The organism is Limibacillus halophilus (genome assembly GCF_014191775.1).
GTDB lineage: Bacteria > Pseudomonadota > Alphaproteobacteria > Kiloniellales > CECT-8803 > Limibacillus > Limibacillus halophilus.
The window spans coordinates 547,792-573,255 of record NZ_JACHXA010000002.1; the positions used below are offsets into that span (position 1 = coordinate 547,792).

20 protein-coding genes are annotated in these 25,464 nt (G+C 58.2%); 4 read left to right on the forward strand and 16 right to left on the reverse strand.

Features of this window, described 5'->3' with window-relative positions; genetic code table 11:
• Nucleotides 1-6 precede the first annotated feature (6 nt).
• Nucleotides 7-684 (forward strand): MlaC/ttg2D family ABC transporter substrate-binding protein, encoded by a 678-nt coding sequence (locus FHR98_RS05715; protein WP_183415664.1) that lies wholly within the window; start codon nt 7-9, stop codon nt 682-684.
• Nucleotides 685-762: 78 nt separating this feature from the next.
• Here the strand turns inward: FHR98_RS05715 and ettA are convergent, their stop codons facing one another.
• On the reverse strand, nt 763-2,436 hold the full coding sequence (gene ettA, locus FHR98_RS05720) for an energy-dependent translational throttle protein EttA (RefSeq protein WP_183415665.1): 1,674 nt from the start codon (nt 2,434-2,436) through the stop codon (nt 763-765).
• Between the two features lie 326 nt (nt 2,437-2,762).
• On the opposite strand from ettA, the gene FHR98_RS05725 reads away from it, so the two are divergent.
• Nucleotides 2,763-3,440 (forward strand): esterase, encoded by a 678-nt coding sequence (locus FHR98_RS05725; RefSeq protein ID WP_183415666.1) that lies wholly within the window; start codon nt 2,763-2,765, stop codon nt 3,438-3,440.
• Between the two features lie 17 nt (nt 3,441-3,457).
• Here the strand turns inward: FHR98_RS05725 and FHR98_RS05730 are convergent, their stop codons facing one another.
• The 4 genes from FHR98_RS05730 to FHR98_RS05745 all read right to left on the reverse strand — a co-directional run bounded on the left by FHR98_RS05730 (nt 3,458) and on the right by FHR98_RS05745 (nt 8,185).
• Nucleotides 3,458-5,569 (reverse strand): DUF294 nucleotidyltransferase-like domain-containing protein, encoded by a 2,112-nt coding sequence (locus tag FHR98_RS05730; protein ID WP_183415667.1) that lies wholly within the window; start codon nt 5,567-5,569, stop codon nt 3,458-3,460.
• A gap of 18 nt (nt 5,570-5,587) precedes the next feature.
• Nucleotides 5,588-5,944 (reverse strand): YggT family protein, encoded by a 357-nt coding sequence (locus FHR98_RS05735; protein WP_183415668.1) that lies wholly within the window; start codon nt 5,942-5,944, stop codon nt 5,588-5,590.
• Between the two features lie 100 nt (nt 5,945-6,044).
• Entirely contained in the window at nt 6,045-7,904 is a 1,860-nt protein-coding gene (locus FHR98_RS05740; RefSeq protein ID WP_183415669.1) for a sodium:solute symporter family protein, read from the reverse strand.
• Between the two features lie 14 nt (nt 7,905-7,918).
• Nucleotides 7,919-8,185: a DUF4212 domain-containing protein gene (locus FHR98_RS05745; RefSeq protein WP_322091216.1), complete on the reverse strand. Its 267-nt coding sequence runs from the start codon at nt 8,183-8,185 to the stop codon at nt 7,919-7,921.
• A gap of 538 nt (nt 8,186-8,723) precedes the next feature.
• On the opposite strand from FHR98_RS05745, the gene FHR98_RS05750 reads away from it, so the two are divergent.
• Nucleotides 8,724-9,092 carry a hypothetical protein gene (locus tag FHR98_RS05750; protein ID WP_183415670.1) on the forward strand — a complete coding sequence of 123 codons (369 nt, stop codon included), beginning with the start codon at nt 8,724-8,726 and terminating at the stop codon, nt 9,090-9,092.
• A gap of 16 nt (nt 9,093-9,108) precedes the next feature.
• Here FHR98_RS05750 and FHR98_RS05755 read toward each other — a convergent pair whose 3' ends face one another.
• The 11 genes from FHR98_RS05755 to phnD all read right to left on the reverse strand — a co-directional run bounded on the left by FHR98_RS05755 (nt 9,109) and on the right by phnD (nt 22,468).
• Nucleotides 9,109-9,855 (reverse strand): maleate cis-trans isomerase family protein, encoded by a 747-nt coding sequence (locus FHR98_RS05755; RefSeq protein ID WP_183415671.1) that lies wholly within the window; start codon nt 9,853-9,855, stop codon nt 9,109-9,111.
• A 39-nt stretch (nt 9,856-9,894) separates the two neighbouring features.
• Entirely contained in the window at nt 9,895-11,088 is a 1,194-nt protein-coding gene (locus FHR98_RS05760; RefSeq protein WP_183415672.1) for a M24 family metallopeptidase, read from the reverse strand.
• Entirely contained in the window at nt 11,081-12,295 is a 1,215-nt protein-coding gene (locus tag FHR98_RS05765; protein WP_183415673.1) for a diaminopropionate ammonia-lyase, read from the reverse strand. Before FHR98_RS05765 ends, FHR98_RS05760 begins: the two co-directional genes overlap by 8 nt.
• A 76-nt stretch (nt 12,296-12,371) precedes the next feature.
• Nucleotides 12,372-14,399, reverse strand: a complete 2,028-nt coding sequence (locus FHR98_RS05770) for a putative 2-aminoethylphosphonate ABC transporter permease subunit (RefSeq protein ID WP_183415674.1) — start codon at nt 14,397-14,399, stop codon at nt 12,372-12,374.
• Nucleotides 14,396-15,520 (reverse strand): putative 2-aminoethylphosphonate ABC transporter ATP-binding protein, encoded by a 1,125-nt coding sequence (locus tag FHR98_RS05775; RefSeq protein ID WP_221205736.1) that lies wholly within the window; start codon nt 15,518-15,520, stop codon nt 14,396-14,398. The genes FHR98_RS05770 and FHR98_RS05775 overlap by 4 nt, the downstream gene beginning before the upstream one ends.
• A 108-nt stretch (nt 15,521-15,628) precedes the next feature.
• On the reverse strand, nt 15,629-16,663 hold the full coding sequence (locus FHR98_RS05780; protein WP_183415675.1) for a putative 2-aminoethylphosphonate ABC transporter substrate-binding protein: 1,035 nt from the start codon (nt 16,661-16,663) through the stop codon (nt 15,629-15,631).
• A gap of 159 nt (nt 16,664-16,822) precedes the next feature.
• Nucleotides 16,823-18,829, reverse strand: a complete 2,007-nt coding sequence (locus FHR98_RS05785) for a CocE/NonD family hydrolase (protein WP_183415676.1) — start codon at nt 18,827-18,829, stop codon at nt 16,823-16,825.
• A gap of 84 nt (nt 18,830-18,913) precedes the next feature.
• Complete coding sequence (gene phnE, locus FHR98_RS05790; protein ID WP_183415677.1) at nt 18,914-19,729, reverse strand: phosphonate ABC transporter, permease protein PhnE; 816 nt, start codon at nt 19,727-19,729, stop codon at nt 18,914-18,916.
• Complete coding sequence (gene phnE, locus FHR98_RS05795; protein WP_183415678.1) at nt 19,729-20,538, reverse strand: phosphonate ABC transporter, permease protein PhnE; 810 nt, start codon at nt 20,536-20,538, stop codon at nt 19,729-19,731. The genes phnE (FHR98_RS05790) and phnE (FHR98_RS05795) overlap by 1 nt, the downstream gene beginning before the upstream one ends.
• Nucleotide 20,539: 1 nt before the next feature.
• A complete protein-coding gene (gene phnC / locus FHR98_RS05800; protein ID WP_183415679.1) occupies nt 20,540-21,364 on the reverse strand; it encodes a phosphonate ABC transporter ATP-binding protein in 825 nt (274 codons plus the stop codon).
• 156 nt (nt 21,365-21,520) lie between these two features.
• Complete coding sequence (gene phnD / locus FHR98_RS05805) at nt 21,521-22,468, reverse strand: phosphate/phosphite/phosphonate ABC transporter substrate-binding protein (RefSeq protein WP_183415680.1); 948 nt, start codon at nt 22,466-22,468, stop codon at nt 21,521-21,523.
• Between the two features lie 233 nt (nt 22,469-22,701).
• On the opposite strand from phnD, the gene FHR98_RS05810 reads away from it, so the two are divergent.
• A complete protein-coding gene (locus tag FHR98_RS05810) occupies nt 22,702-25,032 on the forward strand; it encodes a molybdopterin guanine dinucleotide-containing S/N-oxide reductase (RefSeq protein ID WP_183415681.1) in 2,331 nt (776 codons plus the stop codon).
• Nucleotides 25,033-25,464: the final 432 nt, after the last annotated feature.

The window sequence follows — 25,464 nt, forward strand, 5'->3', positions numbered from 1 at the left end:
GCTGCCATGGATAAACTGAACGATATCATGACCGGGCGCCGGACTGTCGTTTCCGTCTTGGCTGGATTCGCGCTAGCTGCATTCATGCTTTTGGTACCTGTCGAATTGCGAGCATCTGGAACGCCGGAAGCCTTTATCGGGCAACTGCGTGATTCCGCGGTTAAGGAACTGACCGACAAATCCGTTCCGCACGAACAGCGTAAACAGCGCTTCCGCCAGTTACTGGCCGAAGGTTTCGACATCCCTGCCATTGGCAGCTTTGTCACCGCCAAGTATTGGCGGCGCGCAGATGCTGCGGCTCAACAGGATTTTCTGGATGTATTCCAGGATGTCATAACCCTGCGTTTCCTGCCCATCTTCGATCACTTTGAGGAAGGCACGGAACTGGAAGTCAATCGCGTAGTGAACGACAAGGACAGCCCTCGGGTGATCGATGTCTTCTCAACGCTGGTGCGCCCGGTTGGTGAACCGGTCAGCATCGCTTGGCGCATTCTGGAAACCGACAGCGTCTACCAAATCGTCGATGTTCGGGTCGAGAACCTCAGCATGGCGATCACGCTTCGCTCTGAGTACACCTCGCTCTTGCAGCGTCACAACGGCGACATGGCCGCGCTGGCGAAGGAACTGCGTCGCCGCGTTGCCGCCGGTGACGTCGGCGATCCGGCTATCACCAACGCTCAGTAATTTTCTCGGGAAGTGTCGTTAGGCGGATAGGCGGGAAACCGAAAGGCTCCCCGCCTCTATTGCCGATCCGAAACCCGTTCAGCGTTTCAATGGCTTGTACTTGATGCGGTGCGGCTGGTCGGCCTCGGCGCCTAGTCGGCGCTTACGGTCGGCTTCGTAGTCTTCATAATTACCTTCGAACCAAACCACCCGGCTATCGCCTTCAAATGCCAGGATATGAGTCGCCACTCGGTCGAGGAACCAACGATCGTGGCTCGTGACCAGCACGCAACCAGCAAACTCCAACACAGCTTCTTCCAATGAACGCAAAGTGTCGACATCAAGATCGTTGGTGGGCTCGTCAAGCATAAGAACGTTGGCGCCCGATTTGAGCATCTTGGCGAGGTGGACACGATTGCGCTCACCGCCGGACAATGCCCCAACCTTTTTCTGCTGATCAGGCCCCTTGAAATTAAACGCACCGACATAGGCCCGCGAAGGAACAGTGTGCTTGCCGACCTCAATGACATCGGTGCCGCCGGAAATCTCTTCCCACACCGTCTTGCCAGGCGAAAGGGCATCGCGGGATTGATCGACATAGCCCAACTGAACCGTGTCGCCGACACGCAGACTGCCGCCATCAGGTTTGTCCTGACCGACAATCATACGGAACAATGTGGTCTTACCCGCGCCGTTAGGGCCGATGATTCCGACAATTGCACCCGGCGGCACTTTGAAATCCAGGTCCTCGATCAACAGGCGATCACCAAAGCCTTTCCGCAAACCCTCGGCCGCAATCACCAAATCACCCAAACGTGGGCCGACAGGAATGACGATGCGGCCAGGGTCCGGCGCTTTGTCGCGCTGCTGGTTGAGCAGTTGCTCATAGGCCTGCAAGCGCGCCTTTGATTTGGCTTGGCGAGCACGCGGCGTTTGCCGGACCCATTCCAGTTCATGCTTAAGAGCCGTCTGCCGCGAACTTTCTTCCTTCTCCTCCTGAGCCAAGCGCTTCTGCTTGTTCTCCAGCCACGCGGAATAGTTCCCTTCGAAAGGGATGCCGCGGCCCCGGTCCAGTTCCAGAATCCAGCCGGCAACATTGTCCAGGAAGTAGCGATCGTGGGTGACGGCCACGACGGTACCGGCATAGTTCTCCAGGAAGCGCTCCAGCCAAGCCACGGATTCCGCATCCAGATGGTTGGTCGGTTCGTCGAGCAGCAGCATGTCCGGCTCGCTCAACAGCAATCGGCACAGCGCAACACGGCGGCGCTCACCACCTGAAAGTTTGGCAACATCTGCATCGCCCGGTGGGCAGCGCAAGGCATCCATGGCGATATCGACCTTACGGTCCAAGTCCCAACCGTCTGCGGCGTCGATCTTTTCCTGCAGTTCGGCCTGCTCGGCAATCAAAGCGTCGAAGTCGGCGTCCGGCTCGGCAAACTTTGCGCTCACCTCCTCGAACCGGTCCATCAACTGTTTGATCTCCTTTACGCCCTCCAGGATGTTACCCTGGACGTCCTTCTCCGGGTTCAGCGTCGGCTCCTGTTCCAGATAACCGACGCGCACACCGTTGGCCGCCTTGGCTTCGCCGCTGATATCGGTGTCCAGGCCCGCCATGATCTTCATCAGGGTCGACTTACCCGAGCCGTTCAGACCGAGAACGCCGATCTTCGCGCCGGGTAGGAAAAACAGCCTGATATCCTTGAGGATCTGACGACCGCCAGGGAAAGTCTTGGACACGCCGTCCATGTGGTAGATGTATTGATAGGAAGCCATGGGTATCCCTTGGGTTTTGGCAGGACGCGCCCGATTGCTATCGGGTCGCTTCTTATATCGCACCGCGTGATGAAGGAGTCGGCGCGGGTTTTACCCTATCCCAGGCAGCCGTGCAATGTGATCGCAGCGCTCCCCTCACGCTTGCCGCCGGAAGGTATCGCCAAGCACCACGCCGCACTTGCGGTCCGGACATAAGCGAGGAACTATAGGTTTGTATGACAGTGATTGATCGAGCCATTTCGTTCTGCCGAAACACCGTTTGGGAGCCATCAATCGATGCAGTCAGCCAAAACCGGGTTTAGCACTGACGGGGAGACTCCGGCGTGATGGGCGGCCAACCGAACTCCGAAGGTATCGGGCAGCGGATATCAGCGTTCCTGGGAACGCTTCGTCAATATGTGGGGCTGTCGGGCAGTAGGAAACGCGAGCCGCTCAACGACCCGGAAAGCTTACGCACGTTTCTGGAAACACGCGCCAGCTTGGTCGCGCAAACCTCACTGTACGGTTATCTGCGGACCCGTGCCGGGTCACGCTATCCTGACCTCTTCGACGATGACAATTTCGTTGTGTCCATCAATATCGCCAAGTGGCAGATCTGGCTGGATTGTCTGAGCGATCTGTCAATCTACACCGGGGCATTGGTCATTCAGCGCAGCGACATTGAAGAGGATCGCCTCGCGCTGTTCATGGAGTCTCTGGTTGAATCCATTATTGCCGATGCCGGGTGGCCCCACGAAGCCGGGATGGCCTTCCCGGAACACGCCGAAGGTGTTCTGACACGCATTCGGCATTGCACTTGGAGCACCATAGAAGACGGTGAAGATGCTTTTTCGCGAAGTCCTGACTCCCTTGTTACCTGGACCCCTATCATCGATGAGCTAAAGCAATTGGATGCATCCATCGTCCGCAATTCCGTGCGCTATCGTTGGCAGGAGATCCGCCGCGAGTATCGTGATCTCTTGGATGCCGAATCCCTCGTCCAGAGATTGCCGCCTACAATTTGAAGCCTGTACGCTTCGTTCTATCGGGACACCGCGTTACGCAGATCATCGACGATTTCCCTCAGATGCCCCAGACCAGACAAAAGGTCCTTCTTGTCCGATCGACGCATATCCTTCAGGGCAACGCGACTGGAAGGACGAATCCCTTCTGCGAGGTCCGAGAGCTGCTGACGCAGTATTGCTGTCATAAGTTGGCTTTGCAGGGTGAGCAGAATCTCCGCATCCGCTTCGGCAAGATTGCCGAAGACCACCGCGTCACGCAGGCGTTCAGGCGTTGCCCGGGACTTTGATGCGGCCCTCAGTCCCAGCGTTCTGGCCAAACTAACGAGAGGCAACAGCCCATCGCGTTTCAGGTCTACCCTTCCCTCCTCCAACGGCAAGCGATTGAAAAGGCTAAAACGCGGCGCAACGGCGGAAACGGAGTCTGCCAGATAGGTCAAAAACCCGATGGACTCCGATGCCTGTTGGATAGCGTCGTTCTTGATTGCGCGCGCAATTTCGGCGGGCCCCACGACCGGGGCGAGATCGAAGAAAATATCAACATTCAATAGATCCTCGGGGCTTGCCTTGCGCAGCCAGCCGTCGACGCGGCCACGCCAGTCGGCGACATTGCCGCGCCATAGCGCATTCTTGACCATGATGCCGCCTTTACAGCGCGGCACTCCTGCCGCATCCAGAAGATCGGCCATGCGCTCCCCCAGGGCTGCAAACCAGGGATCGTCCGCCTCACCACCCTCGTGGATCAGGGCATTGTCCTGATCGGCGCCCAGAAGGCTCTCTCCGCGACCTCCCGACCCCAGCACAATGACGCACCAAGGCGCCGGCGCCGGTCCCAATCCCTGCGCTTCCACTGCCTGTGCCGCTAGCTCAGCCGCCCGCGCGGTCAAGGACTGCAATTCCTGCGACACGAAGCGCGCGATCTCCAGCCCGTCCAGGTCTTCCGTTAACAGTCCGCCCGCCACCTCCGGAACCCGCGCGAAGGCTGCAGCCAAGCCTTGCAGGTCTTTCGCCGTCACCAGAGCGTCATCAAGCATCACAGCGCCGCGCGCGCGATGATCCAGCAGGTCCCGCTGGGAAATCATGCCGAGCGCCGAACCGTCGTTTCCCGCCACGCAAATGTGCCGGATCCCCAACCGGTCCATTCGGCCAAGCGCCCGGTAAAGCATATCTTCGGCACCCAGGGTTTCCACCGGTGCAGACATCACAGATGATACCGGCGCATCATCGATATCGACCGTACCTTCCGCCAACAGGCGCAGCAGATCACGTTCGGTAAAGATTCCAATCGGCGGCGAAGCAGGTTCGCCGATCAGCAAAGCCCCCACCTTGCACTCGACCATCCGCTGCACCGCCTTGCGGAGGGTCGTAGCACCGGGAACCATGATCGGCGGACGCCGCATATGATCGGCCAACCGTGCCTGGAAGGCATGGCTATCGATCCGGAACTCACCGCTCGTTTCGCCCGGATCCATGTGATTTCCGGGTGCCGTGTGCCAGCCTGCTTGTACCTCCCGGCGCTGGATATCGTCGCGCCCGGCCGCAAAGGCCTGCGCCTCCGCAAGCGTCCTGATATCACGCTCCCGAAGCAGGTCCAAAAGACGCGACCATGCTTGCGCTGTCGCCTCGCAATCGCCCATTGCGTCGTGCCGCCTGGTGATCGTTACATCCAGAAACGCCGCCACTGTTTCCAAGGCAAGATCAGGCAGCGCTGGTTGTAAGGCGCCCAGCAATTGACCGACATCCAATTGCTGCGGATCACGCCAAGCCACCCCTATTCGCGCAGCCTCATGCTTGAGTATCGCCAAATCAAAAGCGATATGGTGGCCGACCACGACCCGATCGGAAATCAGATCGGCGATGGACCCGTACAGATCGGAAAACCGGGACGCATCGGCAACCTGTTGGTCATCTATGCCGTGAACGCGCGTGGCTGCCGGTGGGATGGACACCCCGGGATTTACCAGTTGGTTCAATTGTGGTTCCGGGAGCACGCGGGCGCCTGCCATGGCAATACCGGCGATCTGAACGAGCCTGTCCTCCTTCACGTTGAGTCCGGTGGTCTCCAGGTCCAGCACCAGAACAGGCAAAGCCACCAGCGGCGTGTGACCAGCAGGTGGCAATTTGCCTGGCATGCCCAAGCTCTCCTCAGGTTAATTGACGATCTTACCGATCAGATAAGCAACACCCTGGCCAATCTCGCTTTCCAGCGGAAAGGAAAGCATTCCCATGACCGAGTATCCGAGCAGCCACGGCATAAGATAAAATCGTGTCATAAAAAAGAACCAAGCCACAAACAGCGGTACCATTGGTGGAATCAAGAAACCTGGTGTCACTGGCTTGAAAACGCGAAGGATCGGGTCGGTAACCTTCACGAAAAACTGCATAAAGAAGAATTGGCTTTTCTCCGGCAGAAACAGCCCCATCCCAAATCGCCCGATCAAGGTCCACATGATCATGCCGAGAAGGTAATCGATTATAATTGCCCATAAGGGAATCGCACTAAGCATAGAAATCCTCCGGCGCTATGCTGCCGTGATAAAGATCAGAAAAGAAGAAAAAAAGCCGGGACGAGAAACTCTCGCCCCGGCTTCAAATGCAACATAGCGACTAGTGCTGTGAACCGAGAATGGTATCGCCGCTTGGAACGCGGACTTCATCCACCATTGCTTGAGTCTCAGCATCCGGTTCCTTGGTCATCAAGGTGACCACCACCATGGCGATCAGGCTTGCCGCGGCACCGACGATGCCGAAGCGCAAATCATCAAGCCCAATCCATGGCGTCATACCGGCGAACTTCACCATGTAGAGGTACCAAGAACCAACACCCAGTCCGACCGCCATACCGGCAATCGCACCTGGTCGGTTGGCCCGCTTCCACCAAACGCCAAGCACAAGCGGGAAGAACAGACCCGACATGGCAAAGCAGAAGGCCCAGGCCACCGCCCCGAGAATACCCGTGAGCTTCAGACTGGCGACAGCGGCGCCGGCGGCCCCGATGACGATCAGCAGGACGCGTGCAACGACCAGACGCTTCCTCGTCTCAGCCTTGGGATCGATGATCTTGTAGTAAAGATCATGCGACAAGGCGTTGGCGATGGCGAGCAACAGTCCGTCGGCCGTGGACATCGCAGCTGCCATGCCACCCGCGGCCACGAGGCCGGAGATCACATAAGGCAAACCGGCGATTTCCGGTGTAGCCAACACGACGATGTCGCCGCGGATGAACAGTTCGTTGATCTGCAAGATTCCGTCGCCGTTACCATCGGCGACAGCAAGCATACCGACCTCGCTCCACCGTTGAATCCACTCGATGGCGTTCACATCGGCAATGGCTTTACCGATGATGCTCGTCGCGAGATTGGGATCCATGATCTGCAGCTTGGTGAAAGTCGCAAGCGCAGGGGCCGTGAAGTAGAGCAGGAAGATGAAAACCAATGACCACGTCACCGAGTTACGCGCCGCCTTGACGGACGGCGTGGTGAAATAGCGCATCAGAATGTGCGGCAGCGATGCCGTACCGAGCATCATAGCCGCTGCAAGAGTCACGAACTTCCACGCGGCAAGACCACCACCGGTGTCCGCGTGAAGGGTTGTCAGGGCTTTCAAGCCCGGGAAGGTCGAAGCAGCTCCCTCGGCGGGCGCCATACCGACCTGCAACATACCCTCGAGTTCCTGAATTCGTGCGACGGCATCGCCGTAGACGAACTGAGGAATGACGCCGAAGCCCTGCTTGTTGGACATCCAGAACACCGGCAACAGGTAGGCGATGATCAGCACGATATACTGAGCGACCTGCGTCCAGGTAACGGCCCGCATTCCGCCAAGCATGGAGCACAGCAGAATGGAGATAAGTCCAAACCAGACACCGACTTCAAACGGGATCTGCAAGGCACGCGATGCAATGGTACCCGTCGCGTTGATCTGCGCCGTCACGTAGGTGAAGGAAGCGATCACCAAAACCAGAACAGCGAGGAAACGTGTCAGGTTTCCGCCGTAGCGCGTACCGATGAAGTCCGGCACCGTATAACAACCGAACTTGCGCAGATAGGGTGCCATCAAGACCGACACCAGCACGTAACCGCCGGTCCAGCCAACCACGAAGGCAAGGTACCCGTGACCGCCGAAGTAGATACCGCCGGCCATCGCCACGAACGATGCACCAGACATCCAGTCTGCCGCTGTTGCCATGCCGTTGAACACCGCAGGCACTTGCCGCCCGGCAACATAGTAGGCGTCGACCTGCATGGTGCGGGAAAGCCACCCGATGAGGGCGTAGATGAAAATCGTGAAGGACAGGAACAGGATGCCGATGACGTCAGCACTCACTCCCATCGTTTCAAGAACCGCCATTAGAGCGAAGAATAGTAGAAAACCACCCGTGTAGAATCCGTAGATCTTGGGCAGATTGTCGATGAAGTTCCCCTTCATCCTGAAGAGGCCACCGAATGGATCGTTTACGTTTGACATGATCGTGTCCCCCCTCAGCTTTCTTCGGCGACGCCACAGTCCTGATCAATCCTGTCCTGCTGCTTCGCAAACAAGAAGAGCTGGACAACGAAAGCGATCAGGGAACCCTGGGCAGCCATGTAAAAGCCAAGCGGCCAGCCGAAGAAGTTAATGCTGTTGAGGCTGGACGCGAACAAATGCACCAAATAAGCGAAGAAAAACCATACGACCAAGTGCTTGATCATCAGCGCCTTGGTTCGCTTCCAGTGTTCTTCGCGACGTTGTGTTGTATCCGTATTCACCGAGTTTCCTCCCGTTCAAATCGCGGTGTTAGGACTTCGTCGAATGCAAAGCAGGAACACACAAACATTTTGGTAGATTCGGAACTAAGTTGCGCGTGCCTCCCGCTAAACAGTTCACCGTTTTACTGTACCCGACTCTTTATTATTTATTTGTAGACGGCTACCAACCGAGAACCCTCGGCCAAATCGGGCGCTCTTATTTCAGAGCATTGCAACTAGAGGGAAAAGTACAAGTCATTCCCCGACCTATTCCCCCTGCAGATAAACCCGGATAACCGCTGCAAACGCATCAATTACCCGGGGCATATCGGATCAGACAACTCCTTCGCCTATCCGAATATGATTATATATTATAGCAGACCTCCTTCACAATACAGCTTTAAGCACATCTGACGGGCGTACCGGTGAGGGGCCTTTTGGGTGAGCGCTCATCATTTTTTGAACTTCCTGTTTCAGTCATTTGGGTGAATGGAGGTTCACAAATGTTGGCCTTTTAAGGCATGCTTTACGGTGAAGATCCACTTTTTGAGCTAGCGTTATGGAGCGGATCGAGCGAACGGCGGAGCTTTCCGTGCTGCGAGCCCTGGCATTTATCGGCTTTGGCATTACCATATTAATGATGGGCCTTAGCTACGATGCCGCATTGGCCTTTCTGATCGGCGCTAATTTATCCATCTTGTTGGCTGCAATCCTGGTTCTCCGCGGTTTAACGGCCCCGCGACGCGACAGTCGATCAACCCATGCCTGGATCATGTTGGGTGGAGATTTCGGTGGCGTACCGCGAGAGCGCGTACAGGCGGTTCTGGGCTTGATACTGCAGCGCGTTTACTACAAATACGCCCTGCGAGCCGGCATCATCGGGATGATCCTTTGGGGCATCAGCGCAGCAATCCGTTTTGCCCTCTGACGGTCCCCTGGCACCGCTAAGCCAAACTAAAAAGACGACCCGCCCCCGCGATGGGATCAGCGACGCCGGTCACGCGCAGCATGTGCCAAGCCAGCACCTGATTGCTGCAAAGCGCGGGTTTGTCGATCAGCGACTCGACCTCCTCGATGGCTTCGAAGGCGCGTAGATTGGTGCAGGAAGCAAAAACCGCATCACATGTGTCACTGCTTCCGACCTCTACCATCGCCCGAATGATCGAATGGCGGTCGATGCGGGCGACCTTCCACTCTTCCTTTTCACCGAACTCGCCAAACGAAGTAACTTGGACCTTGGCTTGTTCCAACCGCTGCCGTAAGGCATCGGAAACCTTCTCCACATAAGGGCTGACCATTCCCAAGCGCGTGATCCCCAAGGCCCGGCATGCCGCCTTGAGGGCGGTCATGGGATTGGTAACCCGGGCCTCCGGATGTGCCTGTTGCACCATGGCCTCTACCCGTGACTCGCCCAAGACCGTAGCGCCAGAGGTGCAGGCATAGCCAATGACATCGAACGTTGAGGCAGTTGGAAAAAGCCCCGCAGCCGTCGGCAGCGCCTGCTCCATTTCACTCAATGTCTCTACCGTGACTTCCAGAGAGCTGGGAATCCGGCTGTGATAAAGCCAAAGATCGTCGGGCAACCTAAGCGCACGGAAATCCCGCTCGATGGTTTCATCGGTCTTCAGCACGATCAGCCCGAGTTTCCGGCGCGCATCGCTGCCTTCATTCAGTCGGTAGGGTAACTGCATTATCGATCCCCTCTCTGACCGGCCCGCCTCATGCTGGAACTATCGAATAATCGGAATCTCGGCCGCGGCGCGCCGCGTCAGGAGATGCGCGCCGTCCGGGCGAATCACAATGTTTTCCTCATGTACCATCACATGACCCGGCTCGAAGGTCATACCTGGTTCCAGAGTCAATATCATGCCGGGTTCCAATCGTGTTTCGTCACCTGGTCGGTTCGATGGCCATTCGGTCAACTGCATTCCCAGGCCATGCCCAAGGCGCCCCACGTCATTACCCATTGCCCCCGCCCTGTCCATCACGTCCTGCATAGCGGCAAAAACTTCAGAGCAACTTGCGCCCGGCTTCGCTGCTGCCAGCCCCGCTTCCGTTGCCTCGTAAACCGCGGCGTAGGCTCGCTTCACGGCATCGGACGCGTGACCAAACGCATAGTTGCGATCGAAGTCGCAGAAATAACCGTCGAAAATCGAGCCTGTATCCAAGATCAAAATGTCGCCGGCGGCGACGGGCCGGTTCGATGGTGGGGATATAATATCGCCATATCCGCCCGGACCGGCACCTCCCACCAGGTAGGCAACGTCATCGGCGCCGCGCTTCAGACATTCGATCTTGAAGCGGCGAAATATCTCGATTTCGCTCATACCCTGGTGCAGCAAGCCGGGCAGGTCTTCGAAGACTCCTGAAACCAAGTCACAGATGTAGGCGATTTTCTCGATTTCGGCTTCTGATTTAACCTGGCGAAGGCTTCGCAAAATGGCTGAGGCATCCTGGATGGCGATCCCCGGCAGCCACTCCAGCAAAATCCGGTAATCGCCAAGCGGCATCCGCAGGTGCGTCTCTGGCCCTTCGGGCAAACCCACCGCGCCGTTTGGTCCAACAAGCTCCAACAAGGTCGCGGCAAGCAATGACACGCCTTCGTCGTCGGGGGCAGGCGAAGACCAGGTGCGGATATCCTCGACCCAGGTGCGCGCCATGCATTCCTTACCGATGGCGGGAATGACGGCGACCGGCTTTCCTTGCTTGGGGAGGATCAGGAACCAAGGTCGCGTCGGGCTTTGCCAGAACTGTGTCAGGAAGCCGGAAAAGTAACGGACTTCCGGCTCGGTCGTCAGCAACAAGGCATCCAGACCCTGGGCTTCCATCAGCGCCTGGGCCCGCGTGGTCCGATTCACGAACTCCTGGTCCGGAAATCCACGTCGCGGTGCGCTCGATTGCTTGTCGTTCCCGGCGTCAGGCATCGTTGCCTGCCAGAATTTGCTGATAGATGGCCGGATCGGTTGCGCCTTCGCAGCCAAAAACCAAGACACGAGATGTGTCGTCCAGTCCGAGAGAACGGCGGAGATCCTGGTCGCGGCACGCAGCGACAAGAGCCACCAATCCTGGTACGGCCGACTCGCCCGCTTCGATTGTACCGCCTCCGGCTTCACCCGATGCCAGCAGCCGCATCATCGATTCGACACCCTGCTCTTCGATGGCCAGGAAGTCCTGAGCGCCGCGGGATAGAATATCCCAGGCCAGCAGCGAAGCTTCGCCGCAAGAAAGCCCGGCCATGATGGTCTCCGCTTCGATCGGCACCGTCGCGGGGCGACCGGCGCGCGCGCTTGCCAGGATGCATGCCGCCGTTGCGGGCTCAACGATCACAAACCGCGGGCGGGCGGCCCCCAAGCGCTGCCAGAAGGTCGCGCAGACCGCAGCCGCCACGCCGCCAACACCGGCCTGTATGAAAACATGGCTGGGTGGTGGACCCTCGATTTGGTCCAGCACCTCGGCCGCCATGACGCTGTACCCAGCCATGACATTGCGGGGCAGGTCCATATAACCTTCGTATGAGGTGTCGGAGACCACATACCATCCGTTAGCCGCCGCTTCCTCCGCGCAACGCCGCAAAGAGGCATCGTAATCGCCATCGATGCGGACAACTTCAGCGCCCAGCGCCTCCATGGCTTCCTGCCGCCCTTTGCTAACTTCGGCATGAATATAAATTCGGCAAGCGCAGCCAACCATCTGCGCACCCCAGGCCACCGAGCGCCCGTGGTTGCCGTCCGTGGCCGTCACCACCGTAATATTCTCCACCGCACGCGCCAGCGCGCCGCTACGCAACGCGGCCAAAGGCGGACGTTCACCCTTTTGCGCTTCCAGCAAGTCGGCCATCAGACAAACGACGGCGTAGGACCCACCCAAGGCCTTGAAGCTCCCCAACCCAAATCGAGGGCTTTCGTCCTTGTAGAGCACCTCGGCCAGCTGCAGCCCTTCCGCCAGGTGATTCAGCGACCGCAAGGGTGTTGGCTCATAGCCCGGCCAAGTCGTGATTTCACGCTGAGCGGCTGCGGTCATCGTGGAGGAAAGAACGGCCTCTAACTCTGCCGGAAAGGAGCCCGTCGAGGGTGAGGTCGCCGCACGGTCGGTGATCCTGCCGCACCCCGCTATTGTCCTGCTCAGCGTCATCGTTCACTCCTTTCGGCAAGCCAAAGAGACCGTCGGGAAGCAAGACCCGCCAATACGAAACATGGGCTTGGGCACTCTAGGCGCGCCGCCAAGCTTGCGTCTTGCCAATCAAGCCATGCGTCAAACCCGCGTGCATCAATCGAACGCAGGCGTTGGTATAGAAGATCATCATCCCCATGGCCGCCGCCGGTGCGATATCACCGGCGTCATCCATGTTCAACATGGCGATGGATGCCAGCGTGGTATCGGGCGAATAGAGGAAGACGACAGCGGACACAGTGGTCATGGCGTTGACGAACAGATAGATCGAAATATCGAGAATCGCGGGCAAGCAAACCGGTACCGTCACACGCGCAAACGTTCGGTAAAACGGCTGTTTCAATGAAGCCGAAACGGACTCGAACTCGGCATCCATCTGTTTGAGCGCGGTGACGGCCGTCAGGTGCGACACGGTATAAAAGTGGGTGATCGTACAGATCACCAGGATGGTCATGCTGCCATAGAGCGCGTTTAACGGATTGTCTGGATCATTGAAAAAGAACACATAGGCCAGTCCCAAAACCATACCCGGCACCGCCATCGGCATCATTGCGAGGAATTGAAAACTGGAGCGCCCGAACTGGAACCCGCGGCCTTTTTCAACGACATAAGCACCGATGAAAACCACCGCGGTTCCAAAAATACTGGTGTAAAGCGCAAGACGAATTGAGTTCAGGTAGGAACCCCAACCGCCGCCATCCATGCGTCCAAACTGATAATTCTTCAGGCCCAATTCCAGGTTATAGGGATAGAACTTCACCAACGCGGCATACTGGCAGACCGCCAGAAGACCCATGATGAAGAGTCCCACAAACGTGCAGTAACCGAACATGGATAAATCGAAGAGCCTGCTTTTCTTGGGCGAATAGGGAACGGCGCGTGCCGAGAGCAGCGCCACCTGGCGACGCTGCATGGAGCGATCAATGGCAAAAGCCAAGACCGCGGGGAACAGCAGAACGACCGAGACCACGGCGCCCATTTCGAAGTTCTGCTGGCCGACAACCTGTTTGTAGATGTCCAGCGCCAGCACGTTGTACTGGCCACCGATAACCTTGGGCACGCCGAAGTCGGTGATCACCAGGTTGAAAACCACAAAAGCTGCAGAAACCAAACCGTAGCGCGCACCGGGCAGGGTCACGGTGAAAAACGTCTTCAGTTTGGAGGCCCGAAGGGCGATCGCAGCTTCATAGAGCCTGGCATCGGCGATCGACAAGGCTACCAGGATGATGATCAAGGCATGCGGAAAGGTATAAAAGACCGATGCTATGACGATGCCAATGGGGCCGTAGATCGACTCCCCCATCAGCATTTCCTTGATCATCCCCTGATTACCAAACAGGTAGACAAGCCCAATGCCGGGAAGCAGCGAAGGAACCAGAATGGGAACAAGGGCAATCACGCGGAACAGCCCCTTGAAGGGCATGCAGCTTCGCGTTAGCGCGTAAGCAAAAAAGAATGCCAGCGACACCGTAATGATGGTTGTCAGGCTGGCAATGAAAAGGCTGTTGACTATCGACAGACGCAACGTCGGTGTCTGGAAGTAGATCTGGTAGTTCCGCGCGCCGAGTTGCGGCATGGGGCGCAAGAAAACACGGGAAAGATCGCCGCGCCCGACTTCCAATGTCTGTCCGGATTCGGTCAGGTTACCGTCATAGAGAAGCGTCCCTCCCTCTTCGGTCGTGTCGGTGAACCGAAAAGCGTCGATGCCCTGGCGCTCCGATTTCAAAAGAAATTCAGACGCGGCGATGCGTGTACGTGCGGTCGGCAGCAGTCCGTTATTGATTGGCTGGCTCAGGCGTTCCACCCAGTCCGCCGCCGTGCCCTTGTCAATCCACTGACCATCTTCCTCAAATTCGATCATCACCGCATCGAAGCGGAAATCGTAAACCTCGACAGAGCGCGACATCATCGCATAGAGGGGAAAGGCCAGGGTTATCAGAAGATAGAGGCCAATGACCATTATCAGCCCGCGCATCATCCAGTCGTCGCGACTGACTTTCGCCTTGATCGGACCGCTCGACGGGCGCGCAGGCTGCAAGGCTACTGCTGGGTCCGACGCAGTCATCGCTCGCCTCGTCCGAATATCCTCAGGCCACGCGCCGGCAAGCGAACGGTCAAAGGCGCGCCGTTCTTCAGGGAATCCGCCCGCGTTTGTTCTGCAGGCAATTCAAGGCGCAACAGCGGCGCTTGCCCGACTTCCCACCCCAGGTGCAGGCGCACCACCGGCCCCAGGAACTCATGGTAGACAATCTTCAGATCAAGGCTGTTGTCCTGCGCGCCGGTGTCGGTTTGGACTTCAACCTCTTCCGGGCGCAACGCCAAGGTTACGGCCTTACCAACCGCTAATTCGCCGGTCTCGCAGCGCAACTGGCGACCTTCGATCGTAATGCTATCTTGGCCGGTGACTTCTCCGGTCAGGAAATTCATGGCGCCGATGAAATCGGCTACAAAAGCGGACTCAGGCTCCCGATAAATCTGCTCAGGCGTCCCGACCTGCTCAATGACGCCGTGGTTCATCACGACGATGCGGTCTGCCATGGTCAGAGCTTCTTCCTGATCGTGTGTCACCATCGCCGTGGTCACGCCAAGCTCGCGCTGCAATAGCTTGATCTCGTGGCGCAGGTGCGTGCGAACCTTCGCATCGAGTGCCGAAAGCGGCTCGTCGAGCAGCAGCAGATTCGGCGAAGGCGCCAGGGCGCGCGCCAAGGCGACGCGCTGTTGCTGGCCGCCGGAAAGCTGTGCTGGGTATTTGTCCCCTTGATCGGGCAGCCCGACCAACTCCAAAAGCTCGGTAACACGCCGCTGCACTTCCTGGCGCGGCATGCGGCGATTCTCCAACCCATAGGCCACATTCTTCGAGACCGTCAGGTTGGGGAACAGAGCGTAAGACTGGAACACGATGCCGAAATCCCGCTCGCTGGGCGGCAACGCGGAAATATCCTCGCCATTTTGATAGATGCGCCCTTCGCTTTGAATGTCGAGCCCGGCTATCGCCCGCAGAAGGGTCGTCTTTCCACAACCGGAAGGACCGAGAAAACAAACGAATTCGCCGGGGTATATCTCCAGCGAGATTTCTTTAAGTGCAACGAACTCTCCGAAGCGTTTTATGACATTTTCGATGCGCAGGAAGGGTTCTTGTGTGGAGAGTTTTGCTTTACTCATACCTGCGGTTTCGGCTACGGCCATGTATTCCGCTCCTGAGGTTCCGGCGTTAAGAAATGAATGGCGGGGACGCCTGCGAACAGGCGCCCCCTGGCTGTCACGTTGAGAACCGACGGTCCCCTTTCGCTATACTCAGCTCTTGGGCTCCGACTTGCTGTCGTAGCGCGTCTGCCATTCCTTCAGAATCCGCTCGCGATTACGAGCAGCGAACTCGAAGTCGTTGTCGATCATGGCTTCCAGGATACCGTCTGGGAAATGCTCGACCGGCTTGGCCAGCGAGGGGATGCCGACGACGGCATAGCCTTCGTTGTACATCTTCATCGCGTCTTCGGTAATGAGCCAGTCCATGAGCGTCTTGGCGGCGTCCATGTGATCCGTACCCTTAACGATTGCCGCCGCTTCCATGTCCCAACCGATACCCTCGGAAGGAATCACAACCTCAAGCGGGGCGCCCTCGGCTTTGGACTTCGCGCCACGGAAGGCGAAGGACACGCCGATGGCGATTTCGCCGCGAGCAGCGTCCTTGCAGGGCTTGGAGCCGGAGTGCGTGTAGTAGCGGATGTTTTCATGGAGCTTGTCCATATAGGCCCAGCCACCATCTTCGCCGAACATCTGGAGCCAGCTGGAAACGTCCAGGAAGCCCGTGCCCGAAGAGTTCGGGTTCGGCATGGAAACGTGACCCTGATAGACCGGCTTGGTCAGATCTTCCCAAGATGTGGGAACCGGCAGGCCGTTCTTCTCGCCTTCGACGGTGTTGAAGCAGATGGCCGCGACCCAGGCGTCCATGCCCACCCAAGCCGGCGGATTGGCTTTATCCCGGAATTTTGGATCGAGCTTTTCCACACCCTTGGGCGCGTAGGGCTCAAGCATGCCCTCACTCTTCATCAGAAGCAGCGACGTAGCGGCCAAGCCCCAAATTACATCGGCTTGGGCATTGTCCTTCTCAGCCAAAAGCTTGGCCGTGATGATGCCCGTCGAATCGCGCACCCACTTAACTTCGATATCCGGATGGGCCGCGTTGAAGCGCTCGGCATATTTCTGCAAGTCCTCGGCTTCGATGGCCGTATAGACGGTCAACGCCTCCGCTTTGGCGGCGGTGCTGAGCATCATGGACATGGCCAGGGCGGTGAATGCTCCCCCCAGCAAACTACGATGAGATAATTTCATGTCAGAAGACCTCTTCCCTGTGGTGAATTTCGTTGATTTGCCTTTTTAGAATCCGAACTCTATCGGTTTCGCGGCAAAATTATTACAGAAATATTACACCGCCGTCACGTATCGTAACAATCTTCTTCTGGGCGAGACGGCCTGACTCAATTCGGATACCTAAAGAAGCAAGCGAGGTATCGTATCGCGCCAACGCCGCACCAAGACTTCGCGATCGCCTTCGTAGGCCTCCAAGGTTGTATCGAAGACGAAAAGCTCACCGTCGGTCGTAGCCTCAACTTGAATCTCGGTACGGACCTCCCAGTCGCCGCGCTTGCGCCAGCTCGTGAAATGCAGATCCGCAGTAGCCGTTGTCGGATCCTCCGGAGAAATCGACCAGGTTTCCCGACGCACCTCTTGCTGCAGCAACCCGTGGTCCGGCAACTCCTCCACGCCGCTGTCCTCCAGGATACAGTATCGGGTCACGTTGCTATTGAGGTCGCGTTCAATCCAGCGCCGGTTCTGCTTGGGCTCACAAATTTTGTAAGTTGGAACAGGCGGAAGTTCGGGCTCTTCGAAGTCATAGCGATCATCGCAAACGGTGCGACAGGGCAAGGTCAGACGCGCCGCCGCACCTAACTCCAGCGTTGCGGTTACGGCCGTCGGCGGCGGTTGAATGAGAGGCCAGTAGGCGGTGGAGATTGCCAGTTGCAAACGATGCCCCGCCAAAAAGCGATGCCCGCATTCATCAAGCACGATCTGTAGGTCTTCGACTTGACCGGGGACCATTGGCTCCGGCGTTTCATTGCCGCGCCGGTGCGTGAGATTGAGGACACCCCATGAAACGCGGTGTGCCGCACCGTCCGGCGCCAAATCGATCAGTCGAATGATCAGATTACCGACTGCGGCGTCGATTGCGACCTTCAGGGTGAGAAACGGTCGCCCCAGAATCTCCAAGGGCGCAACCAAAACATCAGACTGGAACAGAAGAGACCCGCCGCCATCGATCCGCTGGTCGCCGGGCAACTGACCATCAGGTGCGACTGAGAAGTACTCCCCGCATTCCAGCCCCAGATCCTGAGGTGACTTCAATGACACCGAAACCTGGCTGCCACCTTCATCAGACAGGCTGCCATCCCGGTTAAGGAACAGGCTAAACGGTTCAATGTTGTCGGAGGGCCAAGTCTGCTCTCCGACCCAACGTCCAGGGTCTCTTTCGCGCCAGCGTGTCGGTCGAACGGCTTGCGTGATATAGGCACGATAGGCGGGCAGGCTTTCCGCGCCGTTGTCTTCCTCCTTGAGCCAGCGGTCCCACCAACGCAGCGCCTCAGCGAAAAAATCGATGCGCGGGTGGGGATAGGCGAAATGGGGATACTTGTGAATCCACGGGCCGTTGATGGCCTTGGCAACGCCTCCAAGGCCCGCCACAGCAGCCGGCGGCGCATTCTTGTAACCGTCGGCCCACCCACCTATCACCAAGGCTGCGGCTTTCAAGGCACCATAGTCCTCACAGATGGAGCCGTGCTTCCAGTAGGCATCACGGTGCGGATGACCGAACCAAATCGCGACCAACGGCGGTAGGTTCTCCAACCTTTCGCGCCACATCTCGCGCCAACGCTCCCCAACCAACAAAGGATCGGGCGGGCGGGAGCTACGCGACAGCATCGAAGCAGCCCAGCTGAGGTTGCTGTTTAGAAGGCAGCCGTTCTTGTAATGGATATCATCGTTGTAACGATCCACTGTCGTGGAGAGCGCTATCACAGCCTTTAAGGGTTCGGGCGCCAACGCCGCTACCTGCAGGGCGTTGAAGCCGCCCCACGAGATTCCCATCATGCCGACCTTGCCGCTGCACCAAGGTTGCGCCGCAATCCAGTGGATGACCGCGACAGCATCATCCCACTCCTGCTGCGTGTACTCGTCGGTCATCAGGCCGTCCGATTCGCCGTTGCCACGCATATCAACACGCACACCGGCATATCCGGCTTGGGCAAAGGTCGGATAATTGGTTTCGTCACGCTGCGCGGTGCCATCGCGCTTGCGGTAAGGGAGGAACTCAAGAATTGCCGGAACGGGTGCCACATCGGCGCCGCGCGGGCGCCAGATGCGCGCCGCTAGCCGGCAGCCGTCGTCCATCTCTATCCAGACGTTTTCCAGCACATCATGGCTTGCCACAGCATTACCGGACATGAAGTACACCCTCCCAAGTGCCGACAAGGGAACAATCTTGCCGAACTAATGGTGCGATCAACAACGAAGAAAGATGCCGGGGGCCTAAATGATCGCGTGGCGAACCTTCGCGGACACCCATTCGCTCAACACCACGGTTCCAAGGATAACGATGAAAATCATGGTTACTTGCGGCCAGGCCAGTACATTCAGCGATGCCTGAAGTTGGAGGCCAATGCCTCCGGCGCCGACCAAGCCCAGAATCGTCGACTCTCGGATGTTGATATCCCACCGAAACACCGAAATGCCGAAGAACGCTGGCAACACCTGAGGCACAATAGCGTAGTCCACGACCTGTGCGGCAGATGCGCCGGTCGCAGAGATCGCCTCGACCTGAGTCTCGTCTATCTCCTCAATCGCCTCATAAAGGAGCTTAGCGACAAAGCCGATCGACCTAAGGCCGATGGCGACGATTCCCGCCAGAATCCCCGGACCTATGATCGCCACCAGCAACAGAGCCCATATCAGCGAGTTGATCGAACGCGACGACACAATGATGAAAAGCGCTATCGGTCGTACGAAAAGGACGCTGGGTGTCGTGTTTCTGGCAGCCAGAAAGGCCACCGGAATAGCAATGGCGATGCCCAGGAGCGTCCCCAGCGTTGCGATATTAAGCGTATCCCACAGAGGGGCCCAAAGCACGTCGATGTAAGACCAGCGAGGCGGAAACATCCGTCCGCCCAAATCGGCGGCCTGGGTCGGCGCATCGGCCACAAAATACCAGATCGTGTCCTTCGTCATCACCTGCCAACAGAAGATAAAGAAGACCACGAGAAGGAACCAACCGCCCCACAATGCCCACTGTTGCAAGGTTGTGCGCTTGCGCCAGACAGCCGAATCGGAAGTTTTTGTAATCGGCATTACTGCACCCACTTGCGAACGAAGCCGGAGGAATATTCCGCCACCATGACGATAGCGATGATCATCAGCAAAATTGCGCCGGCCGAGTCATACTCGTAACGATCAATCGCCGTGTTCAAGGTGGCGCCGATACCGCCCGCCCCGACGATTCCAATCACCGCCGACTCTCGGAAATTGATATCCAGACGATAAAGCGACAAGCCTATCAAACGCGGCATGACCTGCGGTTGAATGGCGTAATTCACAAGCTGAAGCCAGCTTGCGCCGGTCGAGCGAACCGCTTCCGCCTGGCTCTCGTCAATGTCTTCGATATCCTCCGCCAGCAATTTGGCGAGAAAACCAATGGTGGCAAACGACAAGGTCAAGAACCCCGCGAAGGGACCAAAACCGAACATTGCAACAAAAAGAATGGCGATAATGATTTCCTGCAGGGCCCGCGACAGCGCAATGATCGAGCGGCAAACGTAGTAAACGGGACGCGGCGCCAGATTGCGCGCAGCCCCGACGCCGATGGGAACGGATATCAGAATGCCGACGACCGTTGCCGTTACGGTCATGGTCAAGCTTTCGACCAACCCTTGTGAGATATCCGACCAACGACTCGTGAAATCGGGAACCAAGAAACCCTGCACGAAGCGCCAGCCTCGCTCCAGTCCGTCATAGACACGGACCCAGTTCACCTCGACGGAACTGATCGCCAGGATAAGATAGATGACCGCACCACTGTATATTCCCAAGCGCCATCGAGCGTCTTGGATCAGTACGGGCGGACGCTTCCAACGGCGCGGTTTGACGGCGGCGTCTGTCATCTCAAGTCAGCCCCGCCAAACGTTCTTCCTTCACCAGCGCGGCGTCATCATGGTCATCCGAGTGCGCAGCCTTACGCATCGCTGTCCAGTCCTCCTCGCCGTAGATTTCGGTCAGCACCTTGTCGTCAAGCGCATCCGGCGGGCCGTCGAAGACCACTTGCCCCGCCCGCAGGCCGATGATCCTGCGCGTGAAGTTCTGCGCCAGGATCACGTCATGAATATTGATGATGGCCGGCAGGTCCCGCTCTGCGCAGATCTCGCCGATCAGCCGCATGATCTGTCGCGAGGTCTTGGGGTCCAGCGATGCCGTGGGTTCATCCACCAGCAGGAGCTCGGGGTCTTGCTCCAACGCCCGTGCGATACCAACACGCTGGCGCTGGCCGCCTGACAGCGCATCGGCACGCTTTTCGGCCTGATCGGACAAGCCAACACGATCCAAGAGCTTGAAGGCCTTATCCAGGTCGGATTGATTAAAACGTCGCGTGAACGACCGCCAGAAAGGAACATAACCCAATCGGCCAGAAAGCACGTTCTCCATGACGGTCAGCCGCTCGACCAACGCGTATTCCTGGAAGATCATACCGATCCGGCGCCGGGCGCGGCGCAGTTCCTTGCGCGGCAACGAGGTGATATCCAAATCGCCCAGGAAGACCTTGCCCGCGGTCGGCTCCACCAAGCGGTTTACGCAGCGAATCAAGGTAGACTTGCCGGCGCCGGAGGGGCCAATCAACCCGACCACTTCGCCGGACGGGACCTCGAAGGAAACATCGCTGAGCGCTTTATCTCCGGTCTTATAGGTTTTTGAGAGATTGGCGACCTTAAGCACCGGGCATCTCCAGATAAGCAAGTACCAAAAACGGAACCGGATGAACGTCGCGTGCCGCCGGACACTTGGATAACCAAATGTCCGGCGAACCGCTGTACGTTAAAGTTCCGATTTTCCCAACACGGGAAAGACGACGAAAAAGCTAAATCAAGCGTCTTACTGACAAGCGTAAGAAACACCGTTGGCTTCGTCGATCTTGCGAATGACGGCCCAATGGTCCTTGAAGGTGATCGGCACGAACTGCGCTTCGCCGGATTTGCCGAACTCTTCTTCAAGAGATGACCCCTCCCACTTGAAGGAGAAGAAAGCCTCTTGGATCTTCTCCTGCAGTTCCGGCTTCAGGTTGTAGGCTATGCCGTAACCGGTCGTCGGGAAGGTTTGGGATTTGTAGATCGAAACGATCTGCTCGGCCTTGACGACATCACGGTCCAGCATGCGCGCCAGAACCGAATTGGCGATGGCAGCCGCTGGATAGTCTTTGTTAGCGACGCCCAGGATCGAGTTATCGTGTTTGCCGGAGAAGACAGGCTCGAAATCCGTGCCGGCAACGAACTGGTAGTCGGCTTTCAGGATCGCCGAGGGCGCCTTAAAGCCAGAGTTCGAAGTCTCAGACGTAAAGGCCATCTTCTTGCCCTTGATGTCCTCGACCTTGGTGATGCCGGAGCCGGGATAGGTGATGATCTCCATCTCATAACCGAAGGAGCCGTCGGCGCTCGCCATCATGGTGAAGGGCCGGAAGCCCGCACAGGCGACAGCCAGCGGATTCGAGCCGGTATTGAAGCCTGCAATATGCAGGCGGCCGGCGCGCATCGCCTCGATCTGGGCGGCATTGGACTGCACCGGGAAGAACTGCACCTTCTTGCCGGTTACGCTTTCCATGTGGGCCAAGAAGTCCGACCAAGCCTTGGCGTAGACAGCCGGATCCTCGACCGGTGTGTAAGCGAAGATCAAGGTGTCCGGATCGATCTGCTGAGAGGCATCGCTCGGAATATCGGCGATCAAGTCACCGTCGCTGTCCGTGAAACGGCTATCCAACGTGAACTCGGCACGCGCGGGGCTCACAAGAAAGGTCAGCGCGGCAAGCGCCATTAAAAGCAACTTCATCGGGTATCTCCCTGGTCTGTTTTACGGAGCGTTATAAGAAGCTCACTTGGCTAACGTTTTATGATGTTTTTATTACGAACGGAAGTTTGCCGTCGGAGCAAGCCGAAAATTGTTGTGAGACTGATACCGGGGAATAAGAATTCCGAACCACGCTGCGACGGCTTAGCGCTGGATTGCGGGCGCGTTGCACTTTAAGTAGATAGGAGATCTATTAAACCACCAGGATCAAGGCCATGGAAGACGACAGTCAGCTTCGCGTTACACCCTTCGCGACCCACTGGGGCACCTATCACGCGGAGGTTCGCGGCGGCAAGGTGGTTGGCGTCAGGGACTATGCCGACGATCCCGATCCCGCGGTCATCGGCCCTGGTATCGTCGATATGGTCGAGCATCCGACGCGGGTCGGTCGGCCGATGATCCGCAAGGGCTTCTTGGAAAAGGGTAAGGATTCCGACCGCAGTGGCCGCGGCCGCGAACCCTTCGTCGCCGTTCCCTGGGATGAGGCTCTGGAAATCGCCTCGGGCGAGCTGGACCGGGTCCGTAAGGCCCACGGCAACCAAGCGATATTCGGCGGATCCTATGGCTGGGGCAGTGCCGGCCGTTTTCATCACGCGCAGAGCCAGGTGCACCGCTTCCTGAACTGCATCGGCGGCTATACGCCCTCCATCGACACTTACAGTTATGCGGCGGTCAGCGCCATTTCGCCCCACGTGGTCGGCCACTTTGCCCGCCTTGTCTTGAATCAGGCGACGGCCTGGCCGCATATCGTCGAGAATTGCGAGCTGATGGTGATGTTCGGTGGCATGGCCATCAAGAATGCCCAGGTAACCTCGGGCGGCGTTGGTCGGCACACGACCCGCGAGGCACTGTTGGCAGCCAAGCGAAACGGCACGCAATTTGTCTCCGTTTCGCCGCTGCGCAGCGATGCCATCGACCTGTTGGACGCCGATTGGGTCGCTGCGCGGCCAAATAGCGACACCGCATTGATGCTGGCGCTTGCGCACACGATTCACAGCGAGGGATTACACGATCAGGCCTTCCTTGATCGCTATTGTACCGGCTTCGACCGCTTCCTGCCCTATTTGACAGGCCAGAGCGACGGCCAACCCAAGGACGCGGACTGGGCCGCCGGAATTTGTGCCTTGGAGGCTGAGATGATCCGCAGCCTAGCCCGGCGCATGGCGGGCAAACGCACCATGATCACGGTTTCCTGGTCGATGCAGCGTGCCGATCACGGCGAACAGCCCGGTTGGATGGCCATCGTGCTGGCGGCGATGTTGGGTCAGATCGGTCTGCCCGGCGGCGGTTTCGGCATCGGTTACGGCAGCGAAAACGGCATCGGAAACCCGGTTCTCCCCTTCAAGTTTCCCGCCGTTCCGCAAGGTCAAAACCCGATTGCCGAAGGCATTCCCGTTGCCCGCATTTCCGACGCCCTTTTGCATCCGGGCGAGCCCTACGATTTCAACGGCCGGCGCACGACCTATCCGGACCTGCGATTGGTCTACTGGGTTGGCGGCAACCCCTTCCACCATCATCAGGATATCAACAAGCTGGTCTCGGCCTTCCAGCGCCCGGAGACCATTATCGTCAACGAAATCTGGTGGACGCCGATGGCCCGCCACGCCGATATCGTATTGCCGGTTACGACGGTGTTGGAACGCGAAGACATCGCCATGACCCATTGGGAGCCCTTGATCGTCGCTATGCGTCAGGCGGTGGAGCCGGTCGGCGATGCGCGCCACGACTACGATATTTTCTCGGGGCTTGCCCACAAGCTGGGCGTGGGTGAGACCTTTACTGAGGGTCGCAGCCCCGAAGACTGGCTGCGTCACCTTTGGGACCAGGCGCGCCAACGTGCCGCCGAAGCGAATTTCGAACTGCCCAGCTTGGAGGAGCTTCGCGCACGCGAAATGATCACGCTGCCCGATCCCGATCGTCATCCGGTATTGCTTGAGTCCTTCCGCAACGACCCCGAGGGCAATCCCTTGGAGACCCCGAGCGGAAAAATTGAGATATTCTCGGAACGGATCGCCGGCTTCGACTATGACGATTGCCCCGGACATCCCGCCTGGATGGAGCCATACGAGTGGCTGGGCGGGCCGGATGCAGAACACTATCCCCTGCATCTTGTCTCCAACCAGCCGAGGACCCGGCTGCACAGTCAGTTCGACCCCGGCTCGGTCAGCCGGGCGAGCAAAATACAGGGCCGCGAACCCATGACCATGAATCCAATAGACGCCGCGGCGCGCGGGCTGTCCGAGGGCGATGTCGTACGCGTGTTCAACGACCGTGGCGCCTGCCTGGCTGGAATCATCCTCTCGGATACAGTGATGCCGGGCGTTGTACAGCTTTCGACCGGCGCCTGGTACGACCCTCTGGAGCCAGGAGTCGTCGGCAGCCTTTGCAAGCACGGCAACCCAAATGTCCTGACCCGGGACAAGGGCACCTCTCGCTTGGGCCAAGGCCCCTCTGCCCATAGCACCCTGGTCGAGGTCGAGAAGTTCGAGGGTCCGCTGCCGCCGATCACCGCCTTCGCGCCGCCACCGATCAAGGAACGCGATTAAGCACTTTAAAGGCAGCCGGTGGATCGGACTGAGGCGGATCGGCTATTACTGGATCATCCTGCGGTTTGGCTGCGGCTTGGCTGGGGCTACCGGCGCCGCTGCTGCCAGCGTCGCCACCCTTCGAGACGGGGTTTTGTCTTGTCCCTGTCGGGGCTTCGCCCCTCCGCGCCTCTTGTTGGCCTTCCTCACCCTTCGAGACGGGGTCGTTCGACCCCTCCTCAGGGTGAGCGTTATGGCGCGGGGTTGAAGACCCCTCAGGGTGAGGGGTCTTCAACCCTTTGCTGTTCTCCGTCTCACCTTCATCCTGAGGAGGTGACGCAGTCACCGTCTCGAAGGATGTTGCAACATCCGGCCACCCCGCGCCTTCACGCCTTTTTCTTGCCATATCAATGCTAGAATATAGGGGGCAGCAATACGCCTATAAGGGAGGCT